Source organism: Paracoccaceae bacterium (assembly GCA_019454225.1).
Taxonomy (GTDB): domain Bacteria; phylum Pseudomonadota; class Alphaproteobacteria; order Rhodobacterales; family Rhodobacteraceae.
In genome coordinates this window covers 2,165,865-2,183,591 of the sequence record CP075370.1, presented here as the reverse complement: position 1 = coordinate 2,183,591, position 17,727 = coordinate 2,165,865, and the positions used below count along the sequence as shown (strand labels likewise).

The following is a 17,727-nucleotide window of genomic DNA, read 5'->3' as shown; positions in this document are numbered from 1 at the left end:
CCGCACCGGCCCGCCCGATCCCGCCCGCAGGAGACCGCCATGAAACGCCTTGCGATCATCTATCTGGCCATCGTCGTCCTCGCGAGCCTCGCGATCACCGTGGATCCGCTGAAATGGCTCGTGCTGTCCAGGGACACGGCGGGGACCGCGACGCCGCCGCCCGCCAAGGCCGAGGCCGAACCGGTGCTGGCGCGTGCCGCCACCGATCCCGCCGCCGTTGCCCCCGCGCCCGCGCCGGCACCGGCGCCGCGCACCCCCGCGGTCAGCGATCTGGAGGCGACGACGGCGGCGGTTCTGGCAGGTCTGGCCGGGCCGCAGGCGGCCCCCGCGCCGGCGCCGCCCGGCGGCGGCGACGATGCGATGGCGGCGATGTCGCTGGCCGCGCTGTCGGGCCTGCGCGGCCTGACGGCGCGTCCCGACGCCACGCCGCAGGTCACATTGCAGGGGATCGTGTCGCAGGCGCTGCGGCAGGGCCAGTCGGATGCCTACATCGACGCGCTGGTGAACGAGGCGGTCGGCAGCGGCGCGGTGTCGGCACCCGCCGGTCTGGTCACCGCCGAGGGGCGGGTGGATACGGCGGTGCTGCTGGCCGCGATCGTCGCCCGGTCACAGGCCGAGGATCTGGGCGAGGGCGATGCGGCCGACCCGACGGCCGAGATTGCCGCGCTGCCCTCGGCATCGGCCACCGACGTGACCTATACGGTCGCGCCGGGCGACTCGCTCGGGGCGCTTGCCCTGCGGTTCTATGGCGACGCCGCCCGATATCCCGCGATATTCGAGGCGAACCGCCGCGTCCTGTCGGCGCCCGACCGCATCGCCGTGGGACAGAAACTGCTGATCCCGGCGTTGTCGCGGCTGTAGCGGGCGGCCTGCCCTTACCCGCCCGTATGGCTCATGTGGCGTGTGACCTGGCCCGCGACGGACTGGCGCGAATAGTCGAAGTCATGGCCCTTCGGCTTGCGCGCGATGGCCGCGCGGATCGCGCGTTCCAGCGCCTCGTCCCCGGCCTCGGCCCGCAGCGGCGCGCGAAGGTCGGCCATGTCTTCCTGCCCGAGGCACATGTACAGCTCGCCCGTGCAGGTCAGCCGCACGCGGTTGCAGCTTTCGCAGAAATTGTGCGTCAGCGGCGTGATGAACCCGATCTTCTGCCCCGTCTCCTCCAGCCGCACGTAGCGGGCGGGGCCGCCGGTGCGTTCGGCCAGGTCGGTAACCGTGAAGCGTTCGCCGTAGCGCGCGCGCAGGTCCCTGAGCGACCAGTACTGGTCCAGCCGGTCCTCGTTGCCGAGGTCGCCCATCGGCATGACCTCGATCCAGGTCAGGTCGTGGCCCTGTCCGGCGCACCATTCGGTCAGGCTGAACTGCTCCTCCTCGTTGAACCCCTTGAGCGCCACGGCGTTGATCTTGACGCGCAGCCCCGCATCCTGCGCGGCGGCGATGCCGTCCAGCACCTGCGGCAGGCGGCCCCAGCGCGTCACCTGGGCGAATTTCGCCGCATCCAGCGTATCGAGCGACACATTGATCCGCCGGACACCGCAATCCGCAAGCTCGGCGGCAAAGCGGCGCAGCTGGCTGCCGTTGGTGGTCAGCGTCAGTTCCCGCAGCGCGCCGGTCTCCAGGTGCCGCGACATGGCGCGGAAGAATGTCATGATGCCCTTGCGCACCAGGGGCTCGCCCCCGGTGATCCGCAGCTTGTCGACCCCCAGCCGCACGAAGGCGGAACACATGCGGTCAAGCTCTTCCAGCGTCAGAAGTTCGGCCTTGGGCAGGAACGTCATGTTCTCGGCCATGCAGTAGACGCAGCGGAAATCGCAGCGGTCGGTGACCGACACCCGCAGGTAGCGGATCGCGCGGGCGAAGGGGTCGATCAGCGGCGGGGGCGACAGGCTGGCGGTCATGCACATCAGGTTATGCCCCGGCGCCCCCTCGCGCAAGGGCCCGGCCGGACGTTGCGGCGCACGGCCGGGGGAACTAAGGTCGCGGCCATGATGCCCTTGCGCTTCCTCCTGCTTGCCCTGCTTCTGTCCGGCCCTGTCGCGGGCTGCGCGCGGATCGCCGCCCTGCTGCCCGGCGATCGCGCCGCCGACGCGCCTGCGGGGGCCGACGCCCCGGCGGCCGACGCCCCGCCGGCCGAAAGCCCGCGGCCCCCCGCCCCGCCCCCGGGCGCGCGCACGGCGGCCGCGCTCGACACGACATCGGCGGCGGACAAGGCGGCGGCGCTGGCCGCACCCGCCGCCCCGGCATCGGAACGCGAACTCGGCCGCGTGGCCGTCAGCCTGGGCAATCCGGCCGAACCGGGGTTCTGGCTGCGCTCGGCGCTGGTCACCGCCGCGGGACCCGGCCGCGTGGTGACCGAGGGCGGCGCGTCGCTGGCCGTCGACCTCTTGCCCGGCGAGGGGGCGGCGCAGCTGTCGCTGCCCGCGTTCCGCGCGCTGGACCTGCCGCTGACGGCGCTGCCCATGGTGACGATCCTCGCGCGATAGGCCGGGCGGGCCCGCCCTTGCCCCGCTGGGCGTTCCTCTCTAAGGAATGCCGGACCTTTGCCCGAGAGCGTGCCCATGGCCAGACCCGCCCCCGAGACAACGACACCCAGGAAGAAGAAAGGCGGCATCGCCAACATCTTCGTCTGGATCATGCTGGTCCTGCTGATCGTGGGTCTTGCCGGGTTCTCGATCACCAATTTCGGCGGCGGGGTGACCAGCGTCGGCCGGGTCGGAGACCGCGACCTCACGGTCACCGACTATGCCAATGCGCTGCGCGCCGAGATGAGCGCGTTCTCGGCGCAGGTGGGCCAGCCCGTGACCTTCGAGATGGCGCAGATGCTGGGCCTTGACCGGCAGGTGCGCCAGCAGCTTGTCACGCAGGCCGCACTGGACAACGAGGCGGCGCGGATCGGCATTTCGGCGGGCGATACCCGGGTGGCGCGCGAGATCGCGGAGATTCCGGCCTTCCAGGGCGTGAACGGCCAGTTCGACCGCGAGACGTATCGCTTCACGCTGGAACGCAACGACATGACGCCCGCGCAGTTCGAGGTGCGGCTGCGCGACGACCTTGCGCGCTCGGTGCTGACCGGCGCGGTATCGGGCGGCTTTGCCGCGCCCGATGCGCTGACCGACACGCTGTTCGCCTGGGTGGCCGAGCGCCGGGGCTTTTCGCTGCTGCGGCTGACCGCGGCGGACCTGGCCGACCCCCTGCCCGACCCCACGGATGCCGACCTGACCGCGCATTACGAGGCCAGCATCGCCGCCTTCACCCGGCCCGAGGCCCGGCGCATCGCCTATGCCGCCCTGCTTCCCGCCGACCTTGCCCCGGGGATGGACCTGGACGAGGCCGCGCTGCGCCGCCTGTATGACGAACGCATCTCGGAATTCGTGCAGCCCGAGCGCCGTCTGGTCGAACGGCTGGTGCTGCCCGACCAGGCCACGGCCGAGGCCGCGAAGGCACGGGTCGATGCGGGAGAGCCGTTCGAGACGCTGGTGTCCGAACGCGGCCTGACGCTGGACGACATCGACATGGGCGATGTCGCCCGGGCCGATCTGGGGGACGCGGGCGAGGCCGTCTTTGCGCTGTCCGAGCCCGGCGTGGTCGGACCCTTCGCAACGCCGCTGGGCCCCGCGCTGTTCCGCATGAACGGCATCCTTGCGGCGCAGGAGATCACCTTTGACGAGGCCCGCGAGGACCTGTCGGCAGAACTGGCCGCCGACAGCGCGCGCCGTGCCATCGCTGACCGGCGCGAGGCGATCGACGATCTGCTGGCAGGCGGCGCGAGCGTCGCCGAACTGGCCGCCGACGAGGGGCTGACGGCCGGCACGCTGGACCTGGTCCCGGGATCGGAGGAACCGATCGCCGGGTATCCCGCCTTCCGCGAGGCGGCCGCCCGGCTGAACCCCGGCGATTTCCCGGTGCTGGTCGATCTGGACGACGGCGGGCTGGTCGCGCTGGAACTGACCGAGATCCTGCCCCCGGCCCCCCGCCCCTTCGACGAGGTGCGCGACGCCGTGGCCGAAAGCTGGCGCAGCGCCGAAACCGCGCGGCGGCTGGGCGACCGGGCCGTCGCCATCAAGTCCGAGATCGAGGCGGGCGCCAGCCTGGGCGCCTATGGCATCGTCGACGTGACCGCCCGCATCGCCCGCGACGGATTCGTCGAGGAGGCGCCGCCCGCGCTGATCGAGGCGGTGTTCCAGATGCAGCCCGACGAGGTGCGGGTGATCGAGGGGCCGGGGTTCACCGCGCTCGTGCGGGTGGACCGGATCTATCCCGCCGATCCCGCCGACCCGGCTGTCGCGCCGCTGCACCAGGCCATCGCGGCACAGGCCGAGGCGGCGCTGGCGCAGGACGCCTTTGCGCTGTTCAGCAACGGCCTGACCCAGGGTTCGGGCATACAGTTCAACGAAGGCGCGCTGAACGCCGTCCACGCGCAGATGCGGTAACGGCATGGCCGAGCTTTTTCCCGATTTCGCCAGCTTCGAGAAGGGCTGGAAACTCGGTCGCAACCAGGCGGTCTGGGCGCGGCTGGCGGCCGATCTGGACACGCCGGTCTCGCTGATGCTGAAGCTGGCCGAGGCCCGCGCCGATACCTTCATGCTGGAAAGCGTGACGGGCGGCGAGGTGCGCGGGCGCTATTCCGTCGTCGGCATGAAGCCCGACCTGATCTGGCGCTGCCGGGGCGAGACGGTCGAGATCAACCGCGAGGCCCGGTTCGACGCCGAGGGGTTCCGCCCCGATCCGGGCCATCCCTTCGACCGCCTGCGCGCCCTGATCGCCGAGAGCGCCATCGAGATGCCCGAAGGGCTTCCCGCCATCGCGGCGGGGCTTTACGGCTATCTGGGCTATGACATGGTGCGGCTGGTCGAACGCCTGCCGCTGGGCGACAAGCCCGATCCGCTGGACCTGCCTGACGCGGTGCTGATGCGGCCATCCGTCGTGGCGGTGCTGGATGGGGTGAAGGGCGAGGTGACCGTGGTCGCCCCCGCCTGGGTCAGCACCGGCCTGTCGGCCCGCGCCGCCTATGCGCAGGCGGCCGAGCGGGTGATGGACGCGCTGCGCGATCTCGACCGCGCCGCCCCCGTGGCGCATGACCTGGGCCAGGCGGCGCCCGCCGGCGAGGCGGTGTCGAACATCGCCCATCCCGACTATCTGGGCATCGTGGAGCGCGCCAAGGACTATATCCGCGCCGGCGACATCTTTCAGGTGGTGCCCTCGCAGCGCTGGCGGCAGAGCTTTGCCCTGCCGCCCTTTGCCTTCTACCGCAGCCTGCGGCGCACGAACCCGTCGCCGTTCATGTTCTTCTTCAACTTCGGCGGCTTCCAGGTGGCGGGCGCCAGCCCCGAGATCCTCGTGCGGCTGCGGGATGGCGAGGTCACGATCCGCCCGATCGCGGGCACGCGCAAGCGCGGCCAGACGCCCGAGGAGGACCGCGCGAACGAGGCCGACCTGCTGGCCGACGCCAAGGAGCGCGCCGAGCACCTGATGCTGCTGGACCTCGGGCGGAATGATGTGGGCCGCGTGGCCAGGGTCGGCACGGTGCGGCCGACCGAGCAGTTCATCATCGAACGCTACAGCCATGTCATGCACATCGTGTCGAACGTGGTGGGCCAGATCCGGGACGGCGAGGACGCGCTGTCGGCCCTGCTGGCGGGCCTGCCTGCGGGCACGGTGTCGGGGGCGCCCAAGGTGCGGGCAATGCAGATCATCGACGAGCTGGAACCCGAAAAGCGTGGCGTCTATGGCGGCGGCGTGGGCTATTTCGCGGCCAACGGCGAGATGGATTTCTGCATCGCGCTGCGCACGGCGGTTCTGAAGGGCGGGCAGCTCTACACCCAGGCGGGCGGCGGCGTGGTCTATGACAGCGACCCGGAATCGGAATTTCAGGAAACCGTGAACAAGTCCCGCGCGCTGCGCGCGGCGGCCGAGGATGCGGGCCGCTTTGCCGGGCGTGGCAACGGCTGACGGCGCCATGGGGCCGCCGCCCGCCGGGGGCGGCCGGGACCAGACGCAGGCGGCGGCGCGGCCCGTTCCGCGATCAGGAAACGCCGGGGGATGGATCGGCCGCAGGCTCTGACGGCGGCAGGGGGGGCGGCTTTCCGCCCTCCAGATGCCGCGCGGCCTCGGCGCGGGCGAAGGGCCTGAGCCGGTGGCCATGCGCCGACAGCCACGCGCGGGTGCGCGCCGGATCGTGGCGCGACAGGTCGCGCAGCCACCAGGCCACGGCCTTCTGGATGAACCAGTCGCGATCCCCGGCCAGCGTCGCGCACCAGCCGAGCACGCGGTCACGGTCGGCGCGTTCCTGGGCCGACGGGTGGTTCTGCCTGGTCCAGGGCAGCGTCATCACCAGGGCGGCGCGGCGGGTCCACATGTGGGGCGATGCCACCCAGTCCTGCACCTGGTCCAGCCGCGACGGGTCGGCCACCAGCCGCCGCGACCCGGCCGCCGCCGCGTGATCGGCCAGCGCCCAGCCGTCGAAATCGGGCACCCAGCCCGCGACCACGTCCCAGACCGCCGCGTCGGGCCGGATGCGCGCCTGGGTCAGCAGACGGGCGGCGGCCACCCGCGCCTCGTGCACGTTGCTGGCCCACAGCCCTTGCGCCAGCGCCAGCCGGTCCTCCAGCGTCAGGGCCGCGCGCCAGCCCTTCGCCAATGCGTCGATGACCGGCACCGGCACGCCCAGATAGCGCCGCGCGGCCTTGTGGTAGGCCGCCATCTGGGCCGCCCTCGCGGCATCCGCATGCGCCTCGATCTCTGCCAGCGCGCCCCCCGGGTTCATTCCACCGTCACCGATTTCGCCAGGTTGCGCGGCTGGTCGGCGTCGGTGCCCTTGGCGATGGCGGTATGATAGGCCAGAAGCTGGGCAGGCAGCGCGTAGAGCACCGGCGCCAGCTCTGCCGGGACCGATGGCAGCACCAGCACCTGCCAGCAGCCCGCGCCCGCCTCCCGCGCGCCCTCGGCATCGGTGATCAGGATCACCCGGCCATGCCGCGCCATGACCTCCTGCATGTTCGACACGGTCTTGTCGAACAGCCCGTCGCGCGGCGCCAGCACGATCACCGGCACCCGCGCGTCGATCAGCGCGATCGGCCCGTGCTTGAGTTCGCCCGAGGCATAGCCCTCGGCATGGATATAGCTGATTTCCTTGAGCTTCAGCGCCCCTTCCAGGGCCAGCGGATACATCGGCCCGCGCCCCAGGAACAGGATGTCCTGCGCCTCGGCCAGGCTTTCGGCGATCCGCGCCACCTGCGGCGCCATGCCGAGCGCCGCATTCATCAGCCCGGGCAGCGCCACGAGGTCGGCCAGCCGCCGCGCCAGGCCCGCCGCGTCAAGCCGCCCCCGATCCGCCGCCGCCTTCAGCGCCAGCAGGTAGAGCGTGACCAGCTGCGCGGTGAAGGCCTTGGTCGAGGCCACGCCCACCTCGATCCCGGCGCGGATCGGCAGCACCAGATCGGACTCGCGCGCGATGCTGGAGGTCGGCACGTTCACCACCGCGACGATGCGCGCCACCCGATCCCTGACATGACGCAGCGCGGCCAGCGTGTCGGCGGTCTCGCCCGACTGGCTGACAAAGATCGACCAGCCACGCTCCGACAGCACCGGTTCGCGATAGCGGAACTCGCTGGCGATGTCGGTTTCGGCGGGCAGGCCCGCGATCTGCTCAAACCAGTATTTCGCCACCGCACAGGCGTAATGCGCGGTGCCGCAGGCCACCAGCGTCACGCGGTCGACCCCGGTGAAATCCACCTCGGCGGGCAGCGACAGCACGGGGTTCGCCCCGCCGATCCCCACGGCGCGCAAGGCATCGGCGATGACGCGCGGCTGTTCGTCGATCTCCTTCGCCATGAAATGCCGGTATCCGGCCTTGTCCACCCGCGCCGCCCCCGCCGCCACGCGGGTCTCGGGGCGGTTCGCCAGCCGCCCCTCGGCGTCGCGGATCACCGCGCCCGCCCGGGTGATGACCGCCCAGTCGCCCTCTTCCAGATAGGTGATGCGGTCGGTCATCGGCGCCAGCGCGATGGCGTCCGACCCCACGAACATCTCGCCCTCGCCATGCCCGATGGCCAGCGGCGACCCCCGGCGGGCGGCGATCATCAGGTCGCTTTCGCCGTCGAACAGGAACGCCAGCGCGAAGGCGCCGGTCAGCCGCCCCAGAACCGCCTGTGCCGCATCCTCGGGGCTTGCCCCCCGGTCGATGCGCATCTGCACCAGCAGCGCCACGGTCTCGGTGTCGGTCTGGCTTTCATGGGCATAGCCCGCCGCCTCGACCTCGGCCCGCAGGTCGCGGAAATTCTCGATGATGCCGTTGTGCACCACCGCGACGGTGCGCGCCCGGTGCGGGTGGGCGTTGCTGACGGTCGCGGCGCCATGCGTGGCCCAGCGCGTATGGCCGATGCCCGCCTTGCCCGGCAGCGGCTGATGCACCAGCAGGTCAGACAGGTTGATCAGCTTGCCGACCGCCCGGCGACGGTCCAGCCGGCCGTCATGGACCGTGGCGATGCCGGCACTGTCATAGCCCCGGTATTCCAGCCGCTTCAGCGCCTCGACGATCAGGGGCGACACCTCATGCTTCCCCAGGACACCAACGATTCCACACATTTATTGGCCTTTCTTCGCAGCCTTCATCGCCCTGAGCCGCGCCATGAAGCGGGTGGCGAAGCCGGGCTTCACCTCCTGCCGCGCGCGCGCCACGGCCAGCGCCCCATCCGGCACATCGGCGTTGATCACCGAACCGCTGGCCGTCATCGCCCCCGCCCCTACCCGCACCGGCGCCACCAGCATCGTGTCCGAACCGATGAAGGCATGGGCGCCGATCTCGGTGCGGTGCTTGAACACCCCGTCGTAGTTGCAGGTCACGGTGCCGGCGCCGATATTGGCATGTTCCCCCACATGCGCGTCGCCCAGATAGGTCAGGTGGCCGACCTTCACGCCTTCGTCCAGAATCGCGTTCTTGATCTCGACGAAGTTGCCCACATGCACATCCTCGGCCAGTTCGGCGCCGGGGCGCAGGCGCGCGAACGGCCCGACCGTGGCGCCACGGCTGATGTGGCAGCCCTCCAGATGGCAGAAGCCCCGCACCTCGGCGCCGGATTCCACCGTGACGCCGGGGCCGAAGATCACGCAGGGGCCGATCACCGCATCGCGCCCGATCACCGTGTCCAGCGCGAGATAGGTGGTTGCCGGATCGACCAGCGTCACCCCGTCCTCCAGCGCGGCGGCGCGTGCGCGGTTCTGGAAAATACCCTCCGCGACAGACAGTTCCGCGCGGGTATTGATGCCCAGCGTCTCGGATTCGTCGCATTTCACGACACCGGCCGAAAGGCCCCGCGCGCGCGCCAGTTCCACGATGTCGGTCAGGTAGTATTCGCCCTTGGCATTGGCATTGCCCACCGCCGAAACCAGGTCGCCCAGCAATCCGGCCCCGCACGCGACAACGCCGGAATTGCAAAGGGTTATGGATCGTTCCTCATCTGTCGCATCAAGATATTCGACGATCCTCAGCAGGTCGTCGCCCGCCGTCACCAGCCGGCCGTAGCGCCCGGGGTCGGCCGCATCGAACCCCAGCACGACGACGGCGTGGCGGGCCAGCGCCTCGAGCATGGCGGCAAGCGTTTCCTCGCGGACGAACGGCGTGTCGCCATAGAGGACGATGGCCGCGCCCTCGCCCGCCAGCCAGGGACCGGCCTGGCGCACGGCATGGGCGGTGCCCAGCTGCTCGGCCTGGTGCGCGATCTCGGCGGCGTCGTCGAAGGCGCGGGCGGCGGCGGCCACCTGCGCGCCGCCATGGCCCGCAACCACCACGATGCGCGAAGGTTCCAGCCCGCGCGCCGCCGCCATGGCATGATGCAGCAGCGGCACGCCGCCCAGCGGGTGCAGGACCTTCGGCAGGTCCGAGTTCATCCGGCTGCCCTGCCCTGCGGCCAGCACGATCACGGTGAGCGACATGTTTCCTGCCTTTCCTGCCCGTGCCGCCCCTTTTATACGGACCCGAGGGGGTGGCAACCCGCCCCCGCTTCACGCCGCCTTGCGGCCTGTTACAGGGGGTAGGCGGCATGCGGACGGTGGTGTTCGATCTGGACGGGACGCTGGCCGATACCAGCGCCGATCTGATCGCGGCGGCGAACCATTGCTTTGCCGGGCTGGGTCTGGGCGCGCTGCTCGACCCGCAGGCCGATGCGGCAACCGCCTTCGCGGGGGGGCGGGCGATGCTGCGTCTGGGGTTTTCCCGGGTGGGCGCCCCGGGCGAGGAGATGGTCGATGCGCAGTACCCGCTGCTGCTGGCCGCCTATGCAGCGGCCATCGACCGGCATACCCGGCTGTATCCCGGGGCCGCCGAGGCGGTCGAGGCGCTGCGGACGCAGGGCTTTGCCACGGCGATCTGCACCAACAAGCCCGAGGGGCTGGCCGAGACGCTGACCCGTCGGCTGGGCATCCGCGACCTGTTCGGCGCCCTGATCGGCGCCGACACGCTGCCGGTGCGCAAGCCCGACCCCGCGCCCTATCGCGCGGCCGTGGTGCGCGCGGGGGGCGATCCGGCGCGGTCCTGCCTGATCGGCGACACGGTGACGGACCGCGACACCGGCCGTGCCGCCGGGGTGCCGGTGGTGCTGGTCACCTTCGGCCCCGAGGGAACCGGCGTGGCGCGGCTGTCGCCCGACGCGCTGCTGCACCGCTATGACGACCTTCCGGGGCTGGCGGGGCGGCTGCTGGTCTGAACCGTCAGGCGGCCGGCATCCGCGCCTCGACCATGCCCGCATACCAGGACGCGCCGAAGGGGATGGCGTTGTCGTCGAAATCATAGGCGGGGTGATGCACCATCGCGGTGTCGCCGTTGCCGAGGAAGATGTAGGCGCCGGGGCGTTCGTTCAGCATGAAGCTGAAATCCTCGGCCCCCATCAGCGGCGGGGTATCGGTGTTGACGGCGGGCGAGATGGCCCGCGCGACCTCGGCGGCATAGGCCGTGTTCTCGGCCGTGTTGACGGTGACGGGATAGCCGCGCTGGTAATCCACCACGGCACTGGCGGCCAGCGCGGTGGCGGTACCTGTCACGATCTCGGAGATGCGGCGTTCCACATAGTCCTGCACGGCCGGGTCCATGGTGCGGACGGTGCCCTTCATCTTGACGACCTGGGGAATGACGTTGTGGGCGGGGCTGTCGGTCTCGACCGTGCAGACCGAGACCACGACCTGCTTCATCGGGTCCACCCCGCGCGAGGCGATGGTCTGCAGCGCCACGATCACATGGGCGGCGACCACGGTGGTGTCGATGCAGTCATGCGGTTTCGCGGCATGGCCGCCCTTGCCGGTGATGGTGATCTCGAACTGGTCGGCGGCCGCCATCATCGCGCCGGGGCGGATGGCGAAGTGGCCCACGGGGATGCCGGGCATGTTGTGCATGCCGTAGAATTCCTGGATGCCCCAGCGGGTGACCAGACCGTCCTGCACCATCTCGCGGCCGCCGCCGCCGCCTTCCTCGGCGGGCTGGAAGATCACCACGGCGGTGCCGTCGAAGTTGCGGGTCTCGGCCAGGTACTTCGCCGCGCCGAGCAGCATGGTGGTGTGGCCGTCATGGCCGCAGGCGTGCATCCTGCCGGGGGTCTTCGAGGCGTGGGGCGCGCCGGTCTTTTCCAGGATCGGCAGCGCGTCCATGTCGGCGCGCAGGCCGATCACCCGGCCCTGCGTGTCGGTGCGGCCCTTGATCACGCCCACCACGCCGGTCCGGCCGATGCCCGTCACCACCTCGTCGCAGCCGTAGTCGCGCAGCAGGTCGGCGACGCGGGCGGCGGTGCGGTGGACCTCGAACAGAAGTTCGGGGTTCTCGTGGAAATCGCGGCGGATCGCGGTGAGTTCGGGCAGCATCTCGGCGAAGCGGTTCTTGACGGGCATGGCGGCTCTCCTTTGCACCCAAGGTGAACCCTCGGGCGGGCGGGGGCAAGTCCGGGCGATGTGACGGACACAAATCCGGGGCGTCCCACGATGGGACATTTTTCCGGATCAACGATTCCAATGGCTTGGGGTGCCCGCATTAACACTTTGTCAGGAAACGCCGCCCGCTGTCAGAGCGACGGGCCCGGCGCGATGCGCGTGCCGTCGGAAAAGCGCGACAGGCGGAAGCGCGACAGGTCATGCCCGGGGGCGCGGCCCGTGACCAGATCGGCCACCACCCGCCCGAGGCCCGGACCGATGCCGAAGCCATGGCCCGACAGGCCGGTGGCGATGGTCAGGCCGGGGACCGGCGCGTGGTCGATCACCGGCACCACATCGGGCATGGTGTCGATCATCCCGGCCCAGGCGGCGCGCAGTTTCGGGCGGCCGAGCGCGGGGAAGGCACGGGCAAAGCCGTCCTGCACGCGGCCGAGCGCCGCCATGTTCGGTGCCGGGTCGAGGATGCGGCAGGCCTCGAATGGCGAGGCGCCGTCAGGCCAGCGGCGCGGGGTGCCCCAGGCATCGGGATAGCCGCGCGGGGCCATGGCGCGGAACCGGGTGGACCGGAAATCCTTTTTCAGTACGGGCAGATAGACGGCCAGGCTGCGAAAGGCATCGGGGCCGATGAAGAAGTCATGCTCGGCCCCCGGGGCGATCGAATAGCCGCCGTCGACGCGGCGGCGGAAGGCGAAGTCGGGATCGGCGGCATTGCCCGGAAAGACCTCGGGCATCGGTTCGGTGGCCGCGACCGAGGCAAGAACCGAAAGCTGCGGGATGCGCACGCCGGCGGCCCCGAGGAACAGCCGCGACCAGGCGCCCGCCGCCACGACCACGGCATCGGCCGCGATGCGCCCGCCTTCGGTGACCACGCCCGCGACCCGGCCCCCGGCCAGGTCGAGCGCCCGCACCGCGCAGCCCTCGACGATGCGCACGCCACGGGCGGCGGCGGCCCGCGCGATCAGGGGCAGCGCCGCCCAGGGTTCCGCCCGGGCGTCCGAGGCGGTCCAGAGACCGCCGACCCAGCCGCCCTGCCCGCCCAGCCGTTGCTCGACCTGGGCCTGTGTCAGCATCACGGTATCCAGCCCGTTCGCCCGCGCATGGACCATCCAGCCCTCGAAATCCGCCATCTCGGACGCCGATCTGGCGAGATACATCACGCCGCAGGCGCGGAACCCCAGGCCGTCGCCGAGGGCGTCGGCCAGCGACTGCCACTGCTGCCGCGCCTCGACCATCACCGGCAGTTCGGCAGGGTCCCGGCCCTGCTGCCGAACCCAGCCCCAGTTGCGCCCCGACTGTTCGCCCGCCACGCGGCCCTTTTCGACCACGACGGCGCGCAACCCCTGCCCGGCCAGATGCCAGGCGGTCATCACGCCCATGATGCCGCCGCCGACGATCACCACATCGGCGCGGTCGGGCATCGGCCCCGGATCGACCGGCGGGGTCGCCAGGGTGATCGGAAAGGTCATGCGAGTTCGGCCAGCAGGCGGCGCATGAAGGCCTCGCCGGCCACGAATTCCGACAGTTCGATGAATTCGTCGGCCTGATGCGCCTGCGCGATGTCGCCCGGGCCGCAGACCACGGCGGAATAGCCCTCGGCCTGGAACTGCCCGGCCTCGGTGCCGTAGCTGACGACGTGGCGGCCGTTGTCGCCGGTGATCCGCCGCACCAGCGTTTCGGCGGCGCCCTCGGCCTCGGGGGCGAGGGGCGGCAGCGTGAAGTAGCGGTCAAGCTCGATCCGGCAGCCCGGGTGAACGGCCTGCATCGCGGCCTCGACCCCGGCGCAGGCGGCGCGGAAGCGGGTTTCCCAGTCATCCTTGGATTCGCCGGGCACCACGCGGAATTCGAAGGAGAACCGGCAGTCGGCCGCGGTGATGTTGTGGGCGGTGCCGCCGCTGATCATGCCGGTGTGGAGCGTGGTGAAGGGCGGGTCGAACATGGCGGCGAGCGGGCCGGGCGGCGCGGCGCGCAGCGCGGCGTTGGTGTCGTTCGCCCACATGATCAGGCGCGCGGCCTCCATGATCGCGCTGACACCCTGCGGCAGCAGCGAGGAATGCACCTCGTGCCCCCGGACATGCACCTTGAAGCCCGAGCCGCCCTTGTGGCCGGTGACCGCCTTCATGCGGCTGGGTTCGCCCACGATCACCGCCTCGGCCTTCGGCAGCACGCCCTGCATTGCCGCGATCATCGGGGGGGCGCCGGTGCAGCCGATCTCTTCGTCATAGGAGAGGGCGATCTGCAGCGGGCGGCGGACGCCGGCCAGATGCGCCTCGACCAGGGTCCAGATCGCCAAGGCGTCGAACCCCTTCATGTCGCAGGTGCCGCGCCCGTAGAGGCGGCCGTCGCGTTCGGTGACCGTCCAGGGGTCGGAGGACCAGGCCTGGCCATCGACCGGCACCACGTCGGTATGGCCCGACAGCACGACGCCGCCCGGTTCCCAGGGGCCGACATGGGCGAAAAGCGCGGCCTTGGTGCCGTCATGGTGCCAGTGGCGGTGCGCGGCGATGCCGAAGCCGCCCAGATAGCCCTCGACCCAGTCGACCAGCGGCAGGTTGCTGTCGCGGCTGACGGTGGGAAAGGCGACGAGGCGGTCGAGGATCTGGCGCGGGGTCAGACGGGCGGGGGGCATCGCGGTCTCCGGTTCGGCGGGGGCAGGCTGACGCCCGGCCCGGGCGGCGTCAACCCCGGCCCGGGGGGCGCCTTCGCGTCTTCTGAAACCGCTTGGGGGAATCGCGGTGCTGCGGATAGCTTCGTGCCGGTCGAGGGGCGCCACGGAGGGGTCAGGGAGATGACGGACAGCAGCAACCCCGAGCCGCCCACCCTGCCGCAGCAGGTCGGGGCGTGGGTCGGCAAGGTCTACAGCTACCTGAGCTGGGAGACCATCGGTGCGCTGAGCCCGTTCAGCAAGTCGGTGCCCAAGGGTCCGACGCCGGCCCAGGAAATGCGCATGAAGCTGGAGACGGCGCCACCCGACGGCGTGCAGGTGCCCGCGGGCGCGACGGTGCCGGAAACGACGTCGATCACCCAGGCGATGCAGGTGCTGATGACGCATCTGGAGCAGCATGACGGCAGCGACAACCTGGACGAGGCGGGCAAGCTGCTGACGGCGGTGATGCAGCGGGTCGCGGAGGTGCGGCAGGCAGTGGCCGGCCGGCTGGCGCAGCGGCAGAAGGAGCTGACCGACAAGCTGGCCAAGGTGGCGGTGCCCGACGGTGCGCCGGTGGCGGACCTGCGCAGCGCGGCCAAGCGGCGGGGCGACCTGGGCCGCGCGATCGGGTCGGCGGCGGATATCGCGGCGCTGGTACCGGTCGATACGGATATCGACACCTTCGCCAAGGACATGGGCGATCTGCTGGCGATGGTGCCGCTGCGGGCCGAGGCGGCCGCCGACCTGGCGGCGTTCCGGGCCGAGCAGAAGGCGCTGGCGATGATCGTGGACCGCGGGTTCCACGGCTATCTGCTGAAGGTGCTGGCCGATGCCGACAAGGCGCTGACGGCCGCGGCGAAGCCGGGCGACCTGACGGCAATGCGCAAGACGCTGACCGATGCGCGCGACAAGACGAATGACGCCAAGGCCTATGCCAAGGACTACGAGACCTGGTCGCGCAATGCCGAGGTGTTCATCGCGGTCGCGGCCGCCGTGACGGACAAGGACGACCTGTTCAAGCTGAAGGTCACGCTGGCGGACGCGGCGGCGAAGAAGGCCGGGGCGCTGGACTTCGCCGGGGCACGGGCGGAACTGGCGAAGTTCAAGGCCGACGGGCGGGTCGGCGCGAACCTCGACGAGCCGGCCGAGTTCGCGGAGAAGGTCGGCCGCCTGATGGAATCGGGCGAGATCGCCACCATCAAGGCGGTCAAGCCGCAGGGCTGGAACAGCATCGACACGGACTTCGCGGCGGCGCGCAAGAAGGGCATCAAGGACAACGACTTTGCGGCGGCCATCGTCATGCTGGACACGCTGATCGACAAGGTCGAGGGGCTGATGAAGGTGTGCCCGCACTGGGCCAAGGTATCGCCCCTGGTGGGGGCGCTGCCCAATTCGGACCCGGTCAAGGTGGCGTTCAATGCCGCCAAGACCGACTGCACCGGCGGCCTGTGGGACGATGCGGTGTCGAAGCTCACGTCGCTGGCGCCGAACATCCTGGCCGGGATCGAGGCGAAGGCGCGGCTGCGGAAGCTGACGGATGACCTGGCCAAGCGGGTGCCGGGAACCGAGGTCGATGCGCAGGCGCATGTGCAGGGCTTCCTGACGCAGGCGGGGGTCGAGATCGGCACCCCCGATCTGGTCAAGGCCGGGGCCGAGATGGACAAGGCCGAGACGGCCATCGCGGCGATCGAGCCCTGGGCGAACCAGGTCGCGGATGTGCGGGCGCTGCGCGCCAAGCATGACAGCGCCGACGACTACAAGCTGATGGAACCGGCCAAGCTGAAGTCGGATGTCCATGACTACAAGGAAGCGCTGAAGCTGCTGCGGACAGCGGCGGCGGGCTATGGGGAACTGGTGGAATACCGGGCGAACCTGGCGCAGGTGACGCTGCTGAAGACTGCGGCGGACCCCGTGTCGGATGCGGGCAAGGCGATTGCCAAGGCGCTGACCGATGCCGATGACCTGGGCCGGGTGCAGAAGAAGATCGGGGATGCGCGCAAGGTTCTGCTGGCGATCCTCGCCATGCCCGACCTTGCCGAGGCCGGGGCCGAGGCCGGGCAATGGGTGGCGATCCACGGCAAGGTGGATGCCCGCCACAAGAAGATCGCGCCCACGGTCGAGCCGGCCGCCGCGAAGAAGACGGTCGATGACAGCCTGTCGGCGGCGGTGACCAAGGCCGATGTCGATCACGACTATCCGGCCGCCACTGCCCTGCTGGAGGCGCATGACACGCTGCTGACCGATGCGCGCGACTATGTGGCGCTGCGCAAGCGCGCGGTTCAGGTGAAGGCGGCACTGGACCGCGCGGCCAAGACCTTTGCCTCGGACCCGACGCTGGTGGCCAAGATCCTGGGCGGACCGGATGACACCAAGCTGAAGCAGGAGATGGCCGAGGTCGACAAGCTCGCGGTGGCCGGGGACGTCTCCAAGGCGGCCGCGGACTATGCCAAGCTGCTGAAATCGTGGAAGACCAACATCTCGGAAGCGGGCAAGGCACATGAGGATGCCGATGGCAAGGATTCGAACGCCGGGCATTCGCTGGCCCGCCACGGCCCCGAGGTGGACGACACGCTGCTGCTGAACCGGCTGGTGACGGGGATCGCGGCGGACGGCAAGGAATCGACCACCAAGAAATCCTCGCGCTTCGACAATTTCGAATCCTGGCTGCAGGCGCGCGAGGAATCGGCGCGGCAGGCCGAGGCGGTGATGGACTGCAACGGCAACCCGCTGGATCTGTCGGCCAAGTCGATCCCGATCGACACCGGCAAGGTGCCGCCCTTCGTGGACCGGGTCGACAACATCACGATCGACCACGGCGGGCCGATCGACAAGGCCTATGTGGGGGTGAAGCCGGGCGTCGTGGTGAACACCGGCGACGGCAAGATCGAGCGCAAGGACGTCTACGAGACCTATGAGGAGCTTACCGGCATCAGCAAGAGCAAGGCGCTGTGGCTGTTCGAGATCGACTGGACGGCGCTGACCGCGCCGCCGTTTAGCCCGATCCCGAACAATCACCCCAAGACACCGGCCGGGTATCTGTCGCTGTGGCAGGCGCGCAAGTCGTCCGATCCGCTGCCGACATCGGTGCCGGGCAAGTGGGTGATGATGCAGCTGTTCCCGATCGTGGACAACTGGAACCAGGAATTGCAGGACTATGTCTGACGTGGGGGCGCAGG

The 17,727-nt window shown here is 70.7% G+C and carries 13 protein-coding genes; 6 read left to right on the top strand and 7 right to left on the bottom strand.

Features of this window, described 5'->3' with window-relative positions; all coding sequences use genetic code 11:
• The first annotated feature begins 39 nt into the window (after window positions 1-39).
• A complete protein-coding gene (locus tag KF887_10325) occupies window positions 40-861 on the top strand; it encodes a LysM peptidoglycan-binding domain-containing protein (GenBank protein ID QYK39871.1) in 822 nt (273 codons plus the stop codon).
• A gap of 14 nt (window positions 862-875) precedes the next feature.
• Here the strand turns inward: KF887_10325 and moaA are convergent, their stop codons facing one another.
• Entirely contained in the window at window positions 876-1,895 is a 1,020-nt protein-coding gene (gene moaA, locus KF887_10320; protein QYK39870.1) for a GTP 3',8-cyclase MoaA, read from the bottom strand.
• 87 nt (window positions 1,896-1,982) lie between these two features.
• Here moaA and KF887_10315 point away from each other — a divergent pair, with 87 nt between their 5' ends.
• The 3 genes from KF887_10315 (at window position 1,983) to KF887_10305 (ending at window position 5,946) form a co-directional block, all read left to right on the top strand.
• Window positions 1,983-2,480, top strand: a complete 498-nt coding sequence (locus tag KF887_10315) for a hypothetical protein (GenBank protein ID QYK39869.1) — start codon at window positions 1,983-1,985, stop codon at window positions 2,478-2,480.
• A 75-nt stretch (window positions 2,481-2,555) separates the two neighbouring features.
• A complete protein-coding gene (locus KF887_10310; protein QYK39868.1) occupies window positions 2,556-4,427 on the top strand; it encodes a SurA N-terminal domain-containing protein in 1,872 nt (623 codons plus the stop codon).
• Window positions 4,428-4,431: 4 nt separating this feature from the next.
• Window positions 4,432-5,946, top strand: a complete 1,515-nt coding sequence (locus KF887_10305; GenBank protein ID QYK39867.1) for an anthranilate synthase component I — start codon at window positions 4,432-4,434, stop codon at window positions 5,944-5,946.
• Window positions 5,947-6,019: 73 nt separating this feature from the next.
• Here KF887_10305 and KF887_10300 read toward each other — a convergent pair whose 3' ends face one another.
• Genes KF887_10300 through glmU form a run of 3 tightly spaced genes read right to left on the bottom strand, consistent with a single transcriptional unit; the run spans window position 6,020 to window position 9,927 of the window.
• The gene (locus KF887_10300; protein ID QYK39866.1) at window positions 6,020-6,760 is read right to left on the bottom strand and encodes a DNA alkylation repair protein; all 741 of its coding nucleotides are present in this window, start codon (window positions 6,758-6,760) and stop codon (window positions 6,020-6,022) included.
• Window positions 6,757-8,580: a glutamine--fructose-6-phosphate transaminase (isomerizing) gene (glmS, locus tag KF887_10295; protein ID QYK39865.1), complete on the bottom strand. Its 1,824-nt coding sequence runs from the start codon at window positions 8,578-8,580 to the stop codon at window positions 6,757-6,759. Before glmS ends, KF887_10300 begins: the two co-directional genes overlap by 4 nt.
• Window positions 8,581-9,927 (bottom strand): bifunctional UDP-N-acetylglucosamine diphosphorylase/glucosamine-1-phosphate N-acetyltransferase GlmU, encoded by a 1,347-nt coding sequence (glmU, locus tag KF887_10290; GenBank protein QYK39864.1) that lies wholly within the window; start codon window positions 9,925-9,927, stop codon window positions 8,581-8,583.
• Window positions 9,928-10,034: 107 nt separating this feature from the next.
• Here glmU and KF887_10285 point away from each other — a divergent pair, with 107 nt between their 5' ends.
• Window positions 10,035-10,697, top strand: coding sequence for an HAD-IA family hydrolase (locus tag KF887_10285; protein QYK39863.1), 663 nt, complete (start codon window positions 10,035-10,037; stop codon window positions 10,695-10,697).
• Between the two features lie 4 nt (window positions 10,698-10,701).
• Here the strand turns inward: KF887_10285 and KF887_10280 are convergent, their stop codons facing one another.
• The 3 genes from KF887_10280 to argE all read right to left on the bottom strand — a co-directional run bounded on the left by KF887_10280 (window position 10,702) and on the right by argE (window position 14,533).
• Window positions 10,702-11,868 carry an amidohydrolase gene (locus tag KF887_10280; protein ID QYK39862.1) on the bottom strand — a complete coding sequence of 389 codons (1,167 nt, stop codon included), beginning with the start codon at window positions 11,866-11,868 and terminating at the stop codon, window positions 10,702-10,704.
• A gap of 170 nt (window positions 11,869-12,038) precedes the next feature.
• Window positions 12,039-13,373 carry an FAD-binding oxidoreductase gene (locus tag KF887_10275; protein QYK39861.1) on the bottom strand — a complete coding sequence of 445 codons (1,335 nt, stop codon included), beginning with the start codon at window positions 13,371-13,373 and terminating at the stop codon, window positions 12,039-12,041.
• A complete protein-coding gene (argE, locus tag KF887_10270) occupies window positions 13,370-14,533 on the bottom strand; it encodes an acetylornithine deacetylase (GenBank protein ID QYK39860.1) in 1,164 nt (387 codons plus the stop codon). The genes KF887_10275 and argE overlap by 4 nt, the downstream gene beginning before the upstream one ends.
• Before the next feature lie 159 nt (window positions 14,534-14,692).
• Here argE and KF887_10265 point away from each other — a divergent pair, with 159 nt between their 5' ends.
• Window positions 14,693-17,713: a hypothetical protein gene (locus KF887_10265; protein QYK39859.1), complete on the top strand. Its 3,021-nt coding sequence runs from the start codon at window positions 14,693-14,695 to the stop codon at window positions 17,711-17,713.
• Window positions 17,714-17,727 lie beyond the last annotated feature (14 nt).